This is a genomic window from uncultured Abyssibacter sp. (assembly GCF_964000955.1).
In the GTDB taxonomy this organism is placed as follows: Bacteria; Pseudomonadota; Gammaproteobacteria; order Nevskiales; family OUC007; genus Abyssibacter.
Genome location: NZ_CAXFCL010000041.1, coordinates 1 through 15,966, shown reverse-complemented (window position 1 = coordinate 15,966; position 15,966 = coordinate 1). Strand labels below are relative to the sequence as shown.

The 15,966-nt window shown below is 65.6% G+C and carries 15 protein-coding genes; 9 read left to right on the top strand and 6 right to left on the bottom strand.

Translation table 11 applies throughout. The features are described from left to right. The 3 genes from ABNS06_RS01660 to ABNS06_RS01650 all read right to left on the bottom strand — a co-directional run. Positions 1 to 1,136: molybdopterin cofactor-binding domain-containing protein (locus ABNS06_RS01660; protein WP_348672224.1), on the bottom strand; the 1,136-nt coding region annotated here is incomplete at its 3' end. Positions 1,137 to 1,149: 13 nt separating this feature from the next. Continuing rightward, positions 1,150 to 1,605, bottom strand: coding sequence for a (2Fe-2S)-binding protein (locus ABNS06_RS01655; protein WP_348672223.1), 456 nt, complete (start codon positions 1,603 to 1,605; stop codon positions 1,150 to 1,152). Between the two features lie 5 nt (positions 1,606 to 1,610). Further along, positions 1,611 to 2,213: a hypothetical protein gene (locus ABNS06_RS01650; RefSeq protein WP_348672222.1), complete on the bottom strand. Its 603-nt coding sequence runs from the start codon at positions 2,211 to 2,213 to the stop codon at positions 1,611 to 1,613. A gap of 114 nt (positions 2,214 to 2,327) precedes the next feature. On the opposite strand from ABNS06_RS01650, the gene ABNS06_RS01645 reads away from it, so the two are divergent. Further along, entirely contained in the window at positions 2,328 to 3,416 is a 1,089-nt protein-coding gene (locus ABNS06_RS01645) for an XdhC family protein (RefSeq protein ID WP_348672221.1), read from the top strand. Continuing rightward, a complete protein-coding gene (locus ABNS06_RS01640; protein WP_348672220.1) occupies positions 3,413 to 3,997 on the top strand; it encodes a nucleotidyltransferase family protein in 585 nt (194 codons plus the stop codon). The genes ABNS06_RS01645 and ABNS06_RS01640 overlap by 4 nt, the downstream gene beginning before the upstream one ends. 7 nt (positions 3,998 to 4,004) lie before the next feature. On the opposite strand, the gene ABNS06_RS01635 is transcribed toward ABNS06_RS01640, so the two are convergent. Then, positions 4,005 to 4,610: a TetR/AcrR family transcriptional regulator gene (locus tag ABNS06_RS01635; protein WP_348672219.1), complete on the bottom strand. Its 606-nt coding sequence runs from the start codon at positions 4,608 to 4,610 to the stop codon at positions 4,005 to 4,007. Between the two features lie 170 nt (positions 4,611 to 4,780). Here ABNS06_RS01635 and ABNS06_RS01630 point away from each other — a divergent pair, with 170 nt between their 5' ends. The 3 genes from ABNS06_RS01630 to ABNS06_RS01620 are packed head-to-tail and all read left to right on the top strand — an operon-like array spanning position 4,781 to position 10,495. Then, the gene (locus ABNS06_RS01630) at positions 4,781 to 5,947 is read left to right on the top strand and encodes an efflux RND transporter periplasmic adaptor subunit (RefSeq protein WP_348672218.1); all 1,167 of its coding nucleotides are present in this window, start codon (positions 4,781 to 4,783) and stop codon (positions 5,945 to 5,947) included. 4 nt (positions 5,948 to 5,951) lie between these two features. Further along, on the top strand, positions 5,952 to 9,083 hold the full coding sequence (locus tag ABNS06_RS01625) for an efflux RND transporter permease subunit (RefSeq protein ID WP_348672217.1): 3,132 nt from the start codon (positions 5,952 to 5,954) through the stop codon (positions 9,081 to 9,083). Then, a complete protein-coding gene (locus ABNS06_RS01620) occupies positions 9,080 to 10,495 on the top strand; it encodes an efflux transporter outer membrane subunit (RefSeq protein WP_348672216.1) in 1,416 nt (471 codons plus the stop codon). The genes ABNS06_RS01625 and ABNS06_RS01620 overlap by 4 nt, the downstream gene beginning before the upstream one ends. A 188-nt stretch (positions 10,496 to 10,683) precedes the next feature. Here ABNS06_RS01620 and ABNS06_RS01615 read toward each other — a convergent pair whose 3' ends face one another. Continuing rightward, a complete protein-coding gene (locus tag ABNS06_RS01615; RefSeq protein WP_348672215.1) occupies positions 10,684 to 10,977 on the bottom strand; it encodes a helix-turn-helix domain-containing protein in 294 nt (97 codons plus the stop codon). Beyond that, positions 10,964 to 11,257 carry a type II toxin-antitoxin system RelE/ParE family toxin gene (locus ABNS06_RS01610; RefSeq protein WP_348672214.1) on the bottom strand — a complete coding sequence of 98 codons (294 nt, stop codon included), beginning with the start codon at positions 11,255 to 11,257 and terminating at the stop codon, positions 10,964 to 10,966. Before ABNS06_RS01610 ends, ABNS06_RS01615 begins: the two co-directional genes overlap by 14 nt. A gap of 1,044 nt (positions 11,258 to 12,301) precedes the next feature. Here ABNS06_RS01610 and ABNS06_RS01605 point away from each other — a divergent pair. From ABNS06_RS01605 to ABNS06_RS01590, 4 genes are all read left to right on the top strand, one after another. Then, the gene (locus ABNS06_RS01605; RefSeq protein ID WP_348672213.1) at positions 12,302 to 13,591 is read left to right on the top strand and encodes a cytochrome P450; all 1,290 of its coding nucleotides are present in this window, start codon (positions 12,302 to 12,304) and stop codon (positions 13,589 to 13,591) included. 73 nt (positions 13,592 to 13,664) lie between these two features. Beyond that, positions 13,665 to 14,072, top strand: a complete 408-nt coding sequence (locus ABNS06_RS01600; RefSeq protein ID WP_348672212.1) for a hypothetical protein — start codon at positions 13,665 to 13,667, stop codon at positions 14,070 to 14,072. Next, positions 14,069 to 15,325: a sulfotransferase gene (locus ABNS06_RS01595; RefSeq protein ID WP_348672211.1), complete on the top strand. Its 1,257-nt coding sequence runs from the start codon at positions 14,069 to 14,071 to the stop codon at positions 15,323 to 15,325. Before ABNS06_RS01600 ends, ABNS06_RS01595 begins: the two co-directional genes overlap by 4 nt. Positions 15,326 to 15,483: 158 nt before the next feature. Continuing rightward, the gene (locus ABNS06_RS01590; protein WP_348672210.1) at positions 15,484 to 15,756 is read left to right on the top strand and encodes a hypothetical protein; all 273 of its coding nucleotides are present in this window, start codon (positions 15,484 to 15,486) and stop codon (positions 15,754 to 15,756) included. Positions 15,757 to 15,966: the final 210 nt, after the last annotated feature.

Here is a 15,966-nt window from a genome sequence, read left to right as displayed (position 1 = left end):
TTCAGCGGCTCGATGGTCGCGTGCTCGCAGAACGGCGTGTTGTACGTCGCCTCGACGGTTTGCGCCGGCTCCACGCTGTCCACGTCGCCGGCTTCCCAGACCTTGCGGCCGGCCTTGCGATCGAGAATCTCGATCTGCTTGGCCTCGATCTTGTCGTCGGATTCCCAGTACGCGCCCAGGCGGTCGTCCCATTCGACGGGCAGGGCGTCCAGGGCCATCTTGGCCTGCCAGTAGTGATCGGCGATCACCGCGACGCCGCTGCGCACTTCCGAGCCTTCCAGGCCGAACTCGGCCTCCGACTTCACCGGTGAACCCGGCGTCTTGCGCGGGTCGATGACGATCACCGCGCGCACGCCCGGCATGTCCTTGACCGCGTCGGGGTCGTGGCTCTTCAGCCGGCCACCGTGCACCGGTGCCTGGCGGAGCGCGGCATGGACCATGTTCGGCAGGGTGACGTCGATGCCGAAGATGGCCGAACCATCCACCACCTGCGGCAGATTCAGCTTGGGCGGTGCGGCCTTGCCCAGAAAGCGCCATTCGCTTTGCGGCTTGAGCGCCGGTTCGAAGTCCAGCGTGATCGCACCCGCGGCCTCGGCGACGTCGCCGAACGCCAGCGTTCGCTTGCCGTGACGCAGTACGCTGTCGCGCGCCTCGATCTCGTCGGCCGGCACGCCCCAGCGGGCGGCGGCGGCCGCCTTCAGTCGCTCGCGGGCGCTGGCGCCCAGCTGCATCGCGTGGTGCATGCGGTCGTGGTCGGTGCCGTGGCCGCCGAAGAATGGCTGGAGCCCGACGGAATAGCTGCCCGGTTCCCGAAACTCGCGGGCGTAGGCCGCGAACTCCACCCGCACCTTGTCCCAGGCGCATTCCAGTTCCTCGGCCACGTTCATCGCGACCTGGGTCATCGCGCCATTGCCGATCTCCGGCGTGGGGACGCGAACCACCACGGTGTCATCCGCCTGGATCGCGATCCAGGGTGAGAACTCCTCGCCGTCGTCGGTGGCCGAACCCCAGGGCTTGCTCGCCATGCGGGCGGCCTGGGCGCCAAGCGGAATCGCGGAAATCGCCATGCCGCCGGCGATCCGCGCCGTGGAAATCAGGAACTGGCGGCGGGTGAGTGTCGCGGGATTCCGGGTCATGGCCTGCACCGCCCTAGGCGTTGTTCGCAGCGCGGTGGATCGCCGCGCGCACACGCGGGTAGGTGCCGCAGCGGCAGATATTGGACACGCCGGCGTCGATGTCGGCGTCGGTGGGCTTGGGTGTCTTCTTCAGCAGGTCCGCCGCGGCCATCAGCATGCCGGACTGGCAGTAGCCGCATTGCGGAACATTCATTTCCACCCAGAGTTGCTGGAGCACGTGATCCCCGGATTCGGAGAGCCCCTCGATGGTCAGTACCTCGGCATCGGCCGCGGCCTGAATCGGAATCACGCAGGAGCGTGTCGCCGAGCCGTTGAAATGCACCGTGCAGGCCCCGCACTGGGCGATGCCGCAGCCGAACTTCGTGCCGGTGAGGCCCAGGTGGTCGCGCAACACCCACAACAGTGGGGTGGCGGGGTCCACGTCCACCGAATGACGCTGGCCGTTGACCGTGAGATTGAAGACTGCCATGCGGCTCACTCCGTCGCGTTGTCTTTGTCGCCGGGCCCGCCGGCCATCGGCTCGTCCTGCGCCCCGGCACGCTGTTTCGCCAGCTTCGCGAGGTCGGCGTCGATGTCGACCAGCGCCTGCTCGGTGATCATCTCCGGCGCGTATTTCTGGATGAACTTCAGCGTGAACGGCCGCGTCAGATGGGCGCGATCCGCCGTCGAAAACCCTTCGATGTGCTTGTCGATGATGGCGCGCGCCTCCGGATCGTCGAGCATGCGACCGATCTCGGTTTCGGCCGACGTGAACACCTCCACCGGCTTGGTGCCAGGCAGCTCCGCCAGATCGGCATCGACCTTCGCCAGCGCCTCGTCAGTGATCAGGTCGGCGTAGTACGGTTGCACCTCGGGCAGCGTCAGCGGACGGGCAACCTCGATCTGTTCGTCGCTGGTGAAACCGGGGAGGTGGGTATCGATGATCTCGCGGGCGCCGGGGTGGTCGATCAGCGCACCGATCTCCGATTCCGCCACCGTGTAGCTCGTCCCGCCCAGCATGGTCTTGGAGCCGCTGTCGGAGCCTTTCGAGCAGGCCGTCGCGAAAACGACGACAACGGCGAGGAGAAATGCGCGCATGCGGTGCAACCGGGGCGGACCAGTGAATGACGGCCTGTGACGACCATTTCGTGTCATGCTCTTGACACGAAAAGTACTGGGCGCCTCGCGGCACTGTCAAACCAGTCCGGACAAATGAATACACCTCAAGAATTCTGTCATCTGGTCGCCGAGATGCTGCGGTGGCGAGACGCCGGCTGCCCTGGCGGCCTGGCGCTGGTGACGCTGGTCGGCACCCACGGCTCCACCTATCGGCGAGTCGGTGCCCGCATGCTGGTCACCGGGGATGGCGCCGTGATCCGCGGCCTGTCCGGCGGCTGCCCGCAGGCGGACATCGCCGAGCGTGCCCGCGAGGCGATGGACCAAGGGTGCCCGCAGTTGGTGCGTTACGACCTGGAAAGTGGCTACGACGTGCTGATCGAGCAGGGCTGCGGAGGGGAGCTGGAGGTGTTGATCGAGCCGCTGACATCCGCCACCGATCTGCCCCCCCTGATCCGGGCGCGTGACGCCTTGCAACAGCGTCGCGAGGCGGGTTGGCTGGCGACCTGTTTTCGCCGTGGCGGCCGCTGCCCCGAGACCGTCCCGCGTCACTGCCGGAGCGACGACGGTGATGTCGGCGCAGTGCCCGGCCCCCGTGAGGTCGTCGCGATCCGTGAGCACCTGGCGCAACGCGAATCCCGCTACCCCGGCACGCTGACCATCGGCGACGACGACTGGCTGATCGAGCGGCTGACGCCGACGCATCGACTGGTCGTGATTGGCGACAACCCGGGTGCGCAGGCCCTGGCCCGGCTGTCGACGGCGCTGGGTTGGGAGACGGTGCTGATCACGGATCGGCCGCGTGACGAGATGATCGAGCCGGCCTTGTCCGGCTGCTTGACGCTGGCGCTGAGGCCGGATGGGTTTGGCGCGCGGATCACCGGCGACCCGCAGACCAGCGTCGTGGTCATGACCCACAATCTTCAAACTGACATCGCCTGGCTGGAGGCGCTGGCGGACGGCGCATTTGCCTATCTCGGCGTCATCGGCTCGCGGGTGCGTGTCGCCCGCATCCACGAGGCCACCGGGCTGGCCGCGCCGCGGTTGCATGCGCCGGCCGGTCTGGACATCGGCGGCGAGACGCCCGAGGCGATCGCGCTGTCGATTGCCGCGGAAATCCAGGCCACGCTGTCCGGCCGGGACGGCACACCGCTGAGTGTGTCCGACCGGCCGATACACGCGTGAATGTCGTCGCGATTGTCCTCGCGGCCGGCGAGGCCCGCCGTTTCGGTGCGCCGAAACAGACCGCGGAGTTGCATGGCCGGCCGCTGATCCAGCGGGCGGTACGGGCGGTGCTGGACGCGGGCTTGCCGACGCGGGTCGTCATCGGCGCCCATGCGGCGGAGGTTCGGGGCTGTCTGGTCGGGCTGCCGGTGAGCATCACCGAGCATGCGGGCTGGGCGGATGGCCTGGGCTCGTCCGTTGCCGCCGGCGTCGTTGCCCTGGACGAACCTCGTCCCGACGCCGTGTTGCTCTGCCTGGGGGATCAGCCCGGCGTCGATGCCGGGTCAATCCGGCGGTTGCTGGATGTCTTCGAGGCGGAGCCGGAGCGCATTGTCGCCTCCGATACCGGCGTCTTCGTCGGCCCGCCGTGCATCTTTCCGAGCACATTGCTTGGCGCGCTGGAAGCACTGCGCGGTGACCAGGGCGCGCGTTCGGTGCTGCGCGATCACGCCGACGCGGTCATCGCGGTTTCGATGCCGGAAGCCGCCGACGATGTGGACACACCGGCCGATCTGGAGCGGTTTCAGGCCGGCGATCGCTGATCGATCGTCAATCCTCGAACAGGATCGCCTCGATCGAGCGGCGGACCAGCCGGGCGTAGGAGTCGGTGCAGATGTCGATGCCCTGCGCGGCCTTGGCCGCCAGGCCGGTGAACAGGGCGCTGATCAGCATCACCTTGGTGTCCAGGTCGACATCGGATTGCCCCCGGGCTCGCAGTGACACGCCCAGGCCGTCGCTGAGCCGTTGACGCGCCGAGGCGTCGGCCGCGTTGAGTACACAGGAGAGCTCCGAGTTGCGGGCGCTTTCCGCGATGAACTCCAGTTTCAATGCCGACTGTTCCCGGTCGGCCGTGCGTTCGAGGCCGTCGGGCAGATCGGCCAACAGCGCGTTGACGAAGTCGCCCTGCGCCTGAAACGCGTTGAGTACGTCGTGCAGTTGTTCGCTGTTGCGCACGATCAGCGCCGCGATGATCGCTTCCTTGTTCTGGAAGTAGTGGTAGATGTGTCCGACGCTCATGCCGGCCGTCTTCGAGATGATGGCCATGCTCGCGGCGTGAAATCCCTTTTGCCGGAAACATTCCGCGGCGGCTTCGAGAATCTGGTCACGGCGTGCGTCCGCTTGATCCACGGTCTGGCGTTGATCTGCGCCTTTCATTGAAGTCCTGTGCTCCTCACTCCCCGGGGGAATGATGCGTCGGTGGTTGCTGACTGGCTAGTCAGTAGTTAGAATGAACGTTCATTCTATCACTGCCGACGGATCACTTCACCCCTGATCCGCCGTCGGGCGGCCCGCGACGGAGCCGCGCTTTCAACGGGACGATCACCATGGCGAATTCATCCGGGAACAAGGCTCAGCGGGCACGGCTCTGGTCTCTGGCGCTGGTCGTCGTCCTCGCGGCCTGTTCCGAGGCGGCGACCGGGCCGGCGCCACAGCCGCCGCAGGAAGTCGGCGTGGTGCAACTCAAGACGCAGCCGGTGCCCGTGGTGGCGACGCTGCCGGGTCGCACCCGCGCCTACAAGGTGTCGCAGGTGCGCCCGCAGATCACCGGCATCATCCAGGAGCGTCTGTTCGAGGAGGGCGCCCAGGTCGACGCCGGTCAGGTGCTGTACACCATCGATTCCGCGCCCTACGAGGCGGCGCATGCCAGCGCCACGGCCACGCTGGCCCGGGCCACCGCTGCCCGCGATTCGGCGGCGATTCTGGCGCGGCGCTATGCCGGTCTGGTCAAGATCGAGGCGGTGTCGCAGCAGGAAAACGACGACGCCCAGGTTGCGCTGAAGGAGGCCGAGGCCGCCGTGGCCGAGGCGCGGGCCTCGCTGGAAGCCGCGAAGATCAATCTGGACTACACGCGCATCAAGGCGCCGATCGCCGGCAAGGTCGCGACCTCGGAGTACACGCCCGGTGCGCTGGTGACGGAAGACCAGGCGGACGTGATGACGACGGTGCGTCAGCTCGATCCGATTTATGTCGACATCACCCAGCCCAGCCGCGATTTGCTGGAGCTGCGCCGTCGCTTCGCCAGTTCCGCCGATCCCGAACACCGCACCGTTGAGGTGGTGCTGCACCTGGAAGATGGCAGCGTCTACGAGCACGCCGGGCGCCTGTCGTTCCGTGGCGTGGCCGTGGAGGAAAGCACTGGCACGGTGAAGCTGCGGGCGATCTTCCCGAATCCCGAGCAGATGCTGCTGCCCGGCATGTACGTCAAGGCGGTGCTGGAGCAGGCGGTGGACGACGAGGGCCTGCTCGTGCCCCAGCGCAGCATTACCCGCGACGCCCGCGGCAAGGCCAGTGCGCTGGTGGTCACGGCGGACAACACGGTGGAGAAGCGCGAGGTGGTCACCGAGCGCGCGCTGCGCGACCAGTGGGTGGTGTCGTCCGGGCTGCATGCGGGTGACCGCGTGATCGTGGATGGCCTGCAACGCGCGCGACCTGGCGCCACGGTGAAGCCGGTGCGGCTGGACGTGGAGCAGACCGCGATGGTGGCGGAGTAGACCCGTGGCCCGCTTCTTCATTGACCGCCCCATCTTCGCGTGGGTCATCGCGCTGGTCGTGATGCTGGCCGGCGTGCTGTCCATCCGCACGCTGGCGGTGGAGCAGTACCCGCAAATCGCCCCGCCGACGGTCGAGATCAACGCCAACTATCCGGGCGCGTCCGCGCAGACCATCGAGAACGCGGTCACCCAGGTCATCGAGCAGAACATGACCGGGCTCGACGGCCTGCTGTACATGGCGTCCAACAGCAGTTCCTTCGGTCGCGCGCAGATCACCCTGACCTTCGAGCCGGGTACCGATCCGGACATTGCCCAGGTGCAGGTGCAGAACAAGCTGCAACTGGCGACGCCGCTGCTGCCCGAGGCCGTGCAGCGGCAGGGCATCAGCGTCACCAAGTCAACCGGCGGGTTCCTGATGGTGGCGGCGCTGACCAGCGAGACCGGCGAGCACAGCTGGAACGAACTGGCGGACTACATCGCCTCCAACCTGCTGGAGCCGCTCAGCCGGGTCGACGGCGTGGGGCGCACGCAGTTGCTGGGCGCCCAGGCAGCGATGCGCATCTGGGTCGATCCGAACCTGATGACCAGCTACAACCTGGCCATCGGCGACATCACCGCTGCCATCGCCGCGCAGAACGCGCAGGTGTCCGTCGGTGAACTGGGCGGTCTGCCGGCCGTGGAGGGCCAGCAGCTCAACGCCACGATCACCGCGCAGACCCGGCTGACGACGGAGCAGGAGTTTCGCGACATCGTGCTGCGGGTGCTGCCGGACGGCTCGCTACTGACTCTGGGCGATGTCGCCCGCGTGGAGCTGGGCTCCGAGCTCTACAGCGTCAAGGTCGAGCTGAGCGGGCAGGCATCCGCCGGCATCGGCATCAGTCTCGCCACCGGCGCGAATGCGCTGGAAACGGCCGCCGGCGTGCGCGAGCGGCTGGATGAGCTGTCCGCGTTCTTTCCCCAGGGTATCCGGGTCAGCGTGCCTTACGACACCACGCCGTTCGTCGAGGTGTCGATCGAGGGCGTGGTCCACACGCTGATCGAGGCCGTGGTGCTGGTGTTCCTGGTGATGTACCTGTTCCTGGGCAACCTGCGGGCAACGTTCATCCCCACCATCGCGGTGCCGGTGGTTCTGCTGGGCACCTTCGCCGTGCTCGCCGCCTTTGGCTATTCCATCAACACGCTGACCATGTTCGGCATGGTGCTCGCCATCGGCCTGCTGGTCGACGACGCCATCGTCGTCGTGGAGAACGTCGAGCGAGTGATGGAGGAGGACGGCCTGTCGCCGCTGGAGGCGACCCGCAAGTCCATGGACCAGATCACCGGCGCGCTGATCGGCATCGCCCTGGTGCTGTCGGCCGTGTTTGTGCCCATGGCGTTCTTCGGGGGCGCGACCGGGGCGATCTACCGCCAGTTCTCGATCACCATCGTCTCGGCCATGGCGCTCTCGGTGCTGGTGGCGCTGACGCTGTCGCCGGCGCTTTGCGCGACCATGCTCAAGGCGCCCAAGCCGGGTGAGCACACACGCAAGGGGTTCTTCGGCTGGTTCAACCGGCGCTTCGATCAGGCGGCCAACGGTTACCAGGGTTGGGTCGGCAAGATGCTGCGTCGCGGCGGCCGGATGATGGTCATCTATCTGCTGATCGTCGGCGTGATGGCGCTGATGTTCACGCGCATGCCCTCGTCGTTCCTGCCCGACGAGGACCAGGGCACGCTGATCGCGATGGTGCAGCTGCCGCCGGGCGCGACGTTGCAGCGGACCGAAGCGGTGATGCGCGAGATCCAGACGTATTTCAATGGCCATGAGGATGTGGAGCACATCTTCACCATCGCCGGCTTCAGCTTCGCCGGCGCCGGGCAGAACTCCGGCATGGCCTTCGTCCGGCTCAAGGACTGGTCCGAGCGGCCGGGCGACGCCCACGGCGCCCAGGCCATCGCGGGGCAGGCGAACGGGGCGCTGAGCGGCATTCGCGACGCCAACATCTTCGTGCTGGTGCCCCCGCCGATTCGCGAGCTGGGCACCGCCTCCGGGTTCGATGTGCAGCTGGTGGACCTCGGCGGCGTCGGGCATGAGGCGCTGATGGATGCGCGCAACCAGTTTCTGGGCATGGCGGCACAGCGTCCCGAGCTGACGGCGGTGCGGCCCAACGGCCTGGACGACACGCCGCAGTTCAAGATCGACATCGACGCGGCCAAGGCGGGCGCGCTGGGCTTGTCGATGGACCAGGTGAACGCCGCGATGTCCACGCTGCTCGGCGGCCAGTACGTCAACGATTTCGTCGACGGCACGCGGGTCAAGCGCGTCTATGTTCAGGCCGATGCGCAGTTCCGCATGCTGCCGGAGGACATCGGCCAGTTCCATGTGCGCAACGCCAGCGGCGACATGGTGCCGCTGAGCACCTTCTCGTCCACGCGCTGGATCTACGGGTCTCCGCGGCTGGAGCGTTACAACGGCAATTCCTCGGTGGAGATCCTGGGTTCGGGCGCGCCGGGCGTCAGTTCCGGCGAGGCCATGGACGTGGTCGAGGAACTGATGCGCCAGATGCCCGAGGGCATCGGCTACGAGTGGACCGGCCTGAGCTATCAGGAGCGCCTGTCCGGCTCCCAGGCCCCGGCGCTCTACGCGCTGTCCATGCTGGTGGTGTTCCTGTGTCTGGCGGCGTTGTACGAAAGCTGGGTGATCCCGTTCGCGGTGATGCTGGTCGTCCCGCTTGGGGTGATCGGCGCGCTGGCGGCGGCGGGAATGCGCGGCCTGTCCAGCGACGTCTACTTCCAGGTTGGCCTGCTCACGACCATCGGACTGTCGGCCAAGAACGCGATTCTCATCGTCGAGTTCGCCCGCGACCTCTACGACGGCGGCATGAGCCTGCTCGACGCGACCATGGAAGCGGTGCGCATGCGGCTGCGGCCGATCATCATGACTTCGCTGGCCTTCATGCTGGGCGTGCTGCCACTGGCGTTGTCCACCGGGGCGGGCTCCGCCAGCCAGAACGCCATCGGCACGGGTGTCTTTGGCGGCATGGCCAGCGCGACGCTGCTGGGCATCTTCTTCACGCCGGTGTTCTTCGTGGTCGTGAACCGGATCTTCAGCCGGCGCAAGGCGACGCAGGCGTCCCCGGCCACGGAGGTGCAGGCATGATGCGCAAGACCCTGATGGCCGGCGGTCTGGCCGGCATGATCGCGTTGTCCGGCTGCGTCAATCTGGCGCCCGAACATACGCAGGACGCCACCCGCATCACCGAGGACTGGAGCGATCGCGTTCCGTCGACCGCCGAATCCACCGAGCTGCCGGCGTGGCGCGAGTTCTTCCTGGACGCGCGGTTGCGGCAGGTCATCGAGCTGGCGCTGGACAACAGTTCCGACGCCCGGCTGGCCTCGCTGAACGTGCAGCGGGCGCGCTCGCTGTACCGCATCCAGGACGCGGGACGGTATCCCTCCATCGACGCGATTGGCTCCAGCAACGTGCAGCGCGTGCCGGAATCCGTGTCCGCCGCCGGCAGCGGGGGCGGGCAGGACTACATCTCCCGCCAGTATTCGGTCGGGGTTGGCATCACCGCCTTCGAACTGGACTTGTTCGGTCGGGTCGCCAACCTGAAATCACAGGCGCTGGAAACCTATTTATCGCAGGAAGAGGCCCGGCGCAGTGTCGAGATTTCGCTGGTCGCCGAGGTCGCCAACGCCTGGCTGCAACTGGCCGCCGATGAGGAATTGCTGACGCTGGCGCGCAATACGCTGGACAGTCAGACCCAGTCCTACAAGCTGACCGAGCGCAGCTACGAGGCCGGTGTTGCCTCCGCGCTGGCACTGGCACAGGCGCGGACCATCGTCGAGTCCGCGCGGGCGGACGTCGCCGCCTTCACCGCCCAGGTGGAGCAGGACCGCAACGCCTTGCAACTGCTGGTCGGCGCACCGATTCCGGCCGAGCTGAAACCCGGCGCCGACGACATGCAACATCCCGGCGTGCTCGCCGAACTGCCGGCCGGCGTGTCTTCGCAGGCACTGCTGAGCCGGCCCGACGTGCTGGCGGCCGAACATGCATTGCAGGCCGCCAACGCCAACATCGGTGTCGCTCGCGCGGCGCGATTCCCGAGCATTTCACTGACCGGATTCGCCGGCACCGCGAGCAGCGATTTGTCGACCCTGTTTGACGCCGGAACTGGCACCTGGTCCTTCGCCCCGCAGATCAGCATTCCGATCTTCAACGCCGGCGCGACCAAGGCCGGAGTGGCCGTCGCCGACGCCGACCAGCAGATCGCGCTGGCGCAGTACGAACAGACCGTCGAAGTCGCCTTCAAGGAAGCCGCCGACGCGCTGGCCCTGCGTGGCACCATCGACGATCAGCTCGCCGCCCGCCAGGCCGTCACCGACGCCGCCGCCAAGGCGCATTCCCTGTCCGACGCCCGCTACCGCAGCGGCATCGACAGCTACCTCAACCTGCTCGACGCGCAGCGCTCCCTGTACGCGGCGCAACAGCAACTGATCGCCACCAAGCTGTCGCGGCAGTCCAATCTGGTGACGCTTTACAAGGTGTTGGGGGGCGGCTGGTCCTGAGCTTGGACTTGCTTCGTGAAATCGTCATTTTCTCTGCTTTCGGAGAGAACACGTCCCGCCGGCAAATATCAACATGCCCAGAGCGTTGGCGGTAGTAAATTGACAGCTATCGACCCAAAGCTGCGGTTCGCATGCCAGCAGTTCGACGCCTGCTTTGTGCCAGCAGTGGACACTGACAGCGGTGCAGGTTACGCGGCTTCCAGTTCGATCCTGACGCGGTAGCCGACAGCTTGAGCAGCCTTGCTCAGCGATTCGAGAGTCAGGCTCGTGTCTGACTCATCCAAGATTCGATTGAGCTGGCTGCGGCTGGTGTGCATGAGCTCAGCCATGGCCTTCTTCCCAAGGCCGCGAGCCTTACGCGCCTCTTCGAGCTGCCAGGCGATGACGCGCTTGAGCGCAACTGCTGTGACGCCTTCCAGCAGATTTTCGTCTGCCAGAAAATCGTCAAAATCTGATCCAACATGCTGGTTATGCTTTGCCATTGAGCACCTCACGCTTGCGAGTTTTCGCAATCTTCAAGTCATTCTTCGGTGTTTTTTCAGACTTCTTGATGAAGCCATGAAGAAGCACCATCACGCCGCCATCGACGGTGAAAAGCACGCGGGCAATGCCTTCTGGAACATCGCTTCGCACTTCCCATAGTCCCGACTCCATTTTTCGGACCAGCGGCATTCCAAGAGGCCACCCGATCTGCACCGTCTTAATGTCGGTGCCAATAATCGTTTTGTTGGGTCTTCCCATGTCCGCCAGCCACTTCCGCACGGGCTCTAGGCCGGACGCGGATCGGTAGAAGCGAACTTGAAGTACCGAAACCATGCGCGAAATGTACCAATATTGGTACTCCTGTCAAGCGCGAAAGGACAGGCCGAGCGTCAGCTTTGGGCTGGTCGAAGACACTGGACGCCATCGTGCGGGACATCAGATTTTGGCCTGCTCCATGCCAATTGGAGGGTTTTGGCGATGCGTGGCAGCGTTGCTCGCGAATCTATCCGGGGCCGTCTGATATGCACGGCCAAGACGATAGCGTCCAGGACGGCTTCACCAATGGCCGGCGCCTGTCTGGCACTGGCATCAAGTGTCCCCAATCAGGGTATCCGAGCACGTTCTCTGATTGCAGGCGCGACCGCACCGCAGTTGCCTCGTGAGCGGCGGGTTATTTCCTTTTGATTGTGTCGTGCCGCCGGGATGAACAGCAGGCGGGACTACAACGCGTTCAGCGCCGTCCAGGTGATCGACAGCCACACCGAAACGGCGACGGATGCGCCGATGATCGACGCCAGGTTGGAATCCATGAACTGACGCATGACGATGCCCTTTAATCAACAACAGTGTTGATTAGTTTGTGAGGCGCGATGTGCGTTGTCAATAGGTGGCGGGGCGTCCGCCCGAGGGTGCGTCGGGGCGAGGTCAGAGACCGGCCAGCCGTGGCGATGCGACGTTCGTTTGACCTCAGTAATAGACAACATTGTTGACCATGCATCCGCGCTTGAATATGCTCGTGATCGAAACAGGCGAAGGGCGTGGACCGCGTTGCTCGAACATCGTCGTCCGCGCGAAGAGGCTGCTCGAACAGCCCTGATTCACCGCATCAACCGACGGTGGTCGGTTACGGAGGCGACGCATGCGCTCGATCAATTCAGCCGCTGGTTGGGGCAGCGCCCCTGCGCAGCATCCCCGATGCGCTTCGCCCGGTCTTGAACGGCGATCCGCCGCGCCCGTGCCGGAGCGCTGAGTGCGCTCGAATCGGCGAATCGCCATGACCCGCCAGAACAACGCCCGCACCTTTTGATTGACGAGAATTCGAACATGAGCGCAGCCACCCAACTCAAGCCGCCGGTCAAGAAACCGGCCCATGTCGCGGACAGTCTGGTCTACGACTTCGACATGTATTTCGACCCGGAATACCTGGCGGAGCCGCAGGCAAAGATCATCAAGATGCTGGAGTCGGTACCGCCGGTGTTCTGGACACCGCGCAACGGCGGGCATTGGGTGTTCCTGTCGCACCAGGCGAATTTCGACGCGGCGCGCGATGTCGTGAGCTTTTCGAACGAGGTCGTGCCGTATTCGAAGATCAAGGTCGCGCAGACGGTGTTCAAGATTCTGGGCAAGATCGGACTGGGCAAGGGGCATTTGCCGATGCCGTTTCCGATCATGCTCGATCCGCCGATGCACACGAAGTATCGCAAGCCGCTGCAACGCGCATTCGGCCCCGCCAATATCCGCACGCTGGAGCCGGGTATCCGCGAGTTGTGCGGCGAGTTGATCGATTCGGTGCTGGCACAGGGCGGTTGCGAGTTCATGGAATCCATCGCCGAGCCACTGCCGGTGAAGGTGTTTCTGCAGATGCTGGGCATGTCGCCGGACAACTTCCTGGAGTACCGCGCGCTGCTCAAGGAGCACATGAACAACGGCAAGACGGAGGCCAACCCGCGCAAGCGCATGGAAACGCTGCGCAAGATTTCCGCCGCCATGCGCCCGACCATGCTGAAGCTGAAGGAGAACCCCGGCGACGACATGATCAGCGAGCTGTGGCAGTCGGAAATCGATGGCCGTCCGATCACGCTGGAGGAGATGGAGAACTACGGCGTGCTGCTGTTCATCGCCGGGTTGGACACGGTGATGCAGTCGCTGGGTTTCGCCGTCCGCCATCTGGCCGCTGACACGGCGCTTCAGCAGCGCCTGCGCGACGATCCGTCGCTGATCAACGATGCCGTCGAGGAGATTCTGCGTCGTTACACCTTCACGGTGCCGGTGCGCCGGGTCACCAAGGATGTCGAGTTCATGGGCGCCAGGATGAAGGCCAATGACCACGCCGTGTTGCTGCTGCCCGGCGCGGATCTCGATCCGAAGTATTTCGACAAGCCGACCGACGTGAACATCGAGCGCGAGGGCAAGCCGCACATCGCGTTCAACGCCGGTCCGCACCGCTGCCTGGGCTCGCATCTGGCGCGCCTGGAACTGCGCATCCTCTACGAGGAATTCCTCAAGCGGGTGCCGCCGTTCCGGCTTGATCCGGACAAGCCGCCGGTGTTCGAGTGCGGCCATGTGGTCGGCTTCGAACGTTTGAACCTGCTGTGGGACAAGCCGGCGGCCTGATCGCCGAAGACGGTTGGCGCGCAGGTGACCGCGCGCCGACGGCGGTGACACGGAACAGGGGAGGCAGGGGCGCATGGAGGCGCTGTCCAGACTGGGCCGATTCGGTGGGCGTTACATCGACTACAGCACGGCCTGGAAAGCCGCGCTGGTGCTCGGCGGGCTGATCTGGCTGATCAATGTGTCGCACGGCCCATTGGCGGCCCTGCCGGCCGCGCTGAAGCAGGCGGCCTACACCTTCTTCGTCGCGGGTTTCGTGGTCCGCCTTTGCGAGACGCTCGCGCTGCGGTTTCGACGGGTCGTCGTCGCCCTGGCGCTGGCGACCCTGCTGCCGTCCGCGGTGGCCATCGGGCTGACCTACGGCGTGCACAGCCTTCGGGGTACGCCGGAACCGCTTTACTCGACCATTCCGACCATCCTGATGGCGCCGCCATCGTTTCTCGTCTGGGGCTGGCGCAAGCGCAAGACGCGTCCGGCGCCATGAAGCGGTACCCACCGGTCTGGCGTATCGACGACTGGGACGATCCCTGGTTGCCCTGGTATGTGCGGCTGGTGAACCACATGCCCGGGACGTGGATCGAGCGCTGGCTGCCACTGACGCTGGAGGCCGAGCTGGATCGGGCGCGACGCGTCACCGGGCTGAGCGAGTTTGGCGATGACGCCTTCATCGAGCCGCTGAGCCTGGTGCTGGAAGACCTGAACCGCTCCGACCACCTGACCAACATGGGCCGCCTGACGGGGCATGCCGTCGTCGCGATGCAGCTTCAGGCCCGTCTGTGTCTGGAGCATCTGATCGCCTCGCACCCGGAGGTCGAGCGGATACCGGTTACCGCGCCGATCTTCATCGCCGGCCTGCCCAGAACCGGCACCACGCATCTGCACAATTTGTTGTCCCAGGTGTCCGCGCTGCGCTTCATCCCGTACTGGCAGACGCTGTCGCCGGTGGGGCATCCCGGGCATCGCAGTGTTCAGGCCAGCGTAAAGGCCCGTCGCCGGCAGCACCGCGTGAGTCTGTTCTGCGCGGAGCATGTCGTGCCGGCGCTCAAGCGCATGCACGAGATGGAGCTGGACATGCCGCACGAGGAGCTGACGCTCTGCGCCCTGGACTATCGCTCCTTCTTCTTCGAGGGCATCTTCCAGGCGCCGCGGTACCGGGCGTGGTACGCGGCCCAGGACAACACGCCGGGGTATCGCTACCTGCGCCGGATTCTGCAGGCCATTACGTTCGAGGCCGCGACGCCGGGTGACCCAACGCGGCGCTGGATTCTCAAATCCCCCCAGCATCTGGACCAGCTGCCGGCGATTCTTCGGGCCTTTCCCGACGCCCGCATCATCCGCACCCATCGCGATCCCGCGCGGGCGGTGCTGTCGATGATCACGATGGTGCTGTACTCCACGCGGCAGTGCTACACGCCGGAAAACCGCTTCGCCGAGGCGCGTGCCTGGGTCGATCGGCTGGAGGGCATGCTGCGTCGTTCGGTGGAGCAGTCCGACCAGCTCCCCGAGGGCAGCGTGATGGACGTGCAGTTCGACGCTTTCATGCAGGCTCCGGAAGACACCGTGCGTCAGGTGCTCGCGTTTGCCGGCGTGGAGTACGACGCGGCATCGGCACGCGCCGTGAACACCCACCTGCAAAGCCACACGCGTGACCGGCACGGCCGCATCGACTACCGCTTCGAGGACCTCGGCCTCGACGAGGCCGAAGTCCGCGAGCGGTTTTCGTTCTACCGGGTGTAGCCACCCGTGTTCGAATGGGGCCGGCTTCGAACCGCTGAACTCGCATTGGGAGCGCACGGAGGGCTGATTGTGCGACCCTTGTCGTCTCCCGAACTCGACTTTTCGCCGTGGTTTATCCAGACGCCAGAGTTGACGTTCTTCCCGCCGAACCGAAATTGATGAACGGTTCCGGCTGGCCGGAACACGAAGGGCTTATCGTCGGTAACGAGCAGGGTCTGAGGAACCTGATTGATGCCTGTCAGCAGGCGCTGGAAACCGGCGAATGTCTCCGTCCAGATCTTGATGATTTCTCTGGAGTGCGTCGTTTATCGGAAGACTGGTTCGAGGAATCTCATCGCCAGGCGTCCAGTGTTTCAACCTTCGTACTGCTGGTGGTCGTCATCACCCTGGGCGTGATCGGCTTCGGCACGATTCTCCGGTGGATGATGTAGCGATGAGTCCGGCCGTCCAGCATGGATGACCGTGTCGCGGACCTCGACGTGGACAGGTCGAGGTCCGCGAAGGCGTCATGGGGCCTGCCTCGTTATTGCTGGCCTTCCGCGTACCAGGTGCGGAAGCGGTCGTAGTTCGGCGTGTTGAGATTTTCGTTGCCGCCGTGGTTGACCACGGGGTCGATCGGCACATGGATGACCGTGGGCTTG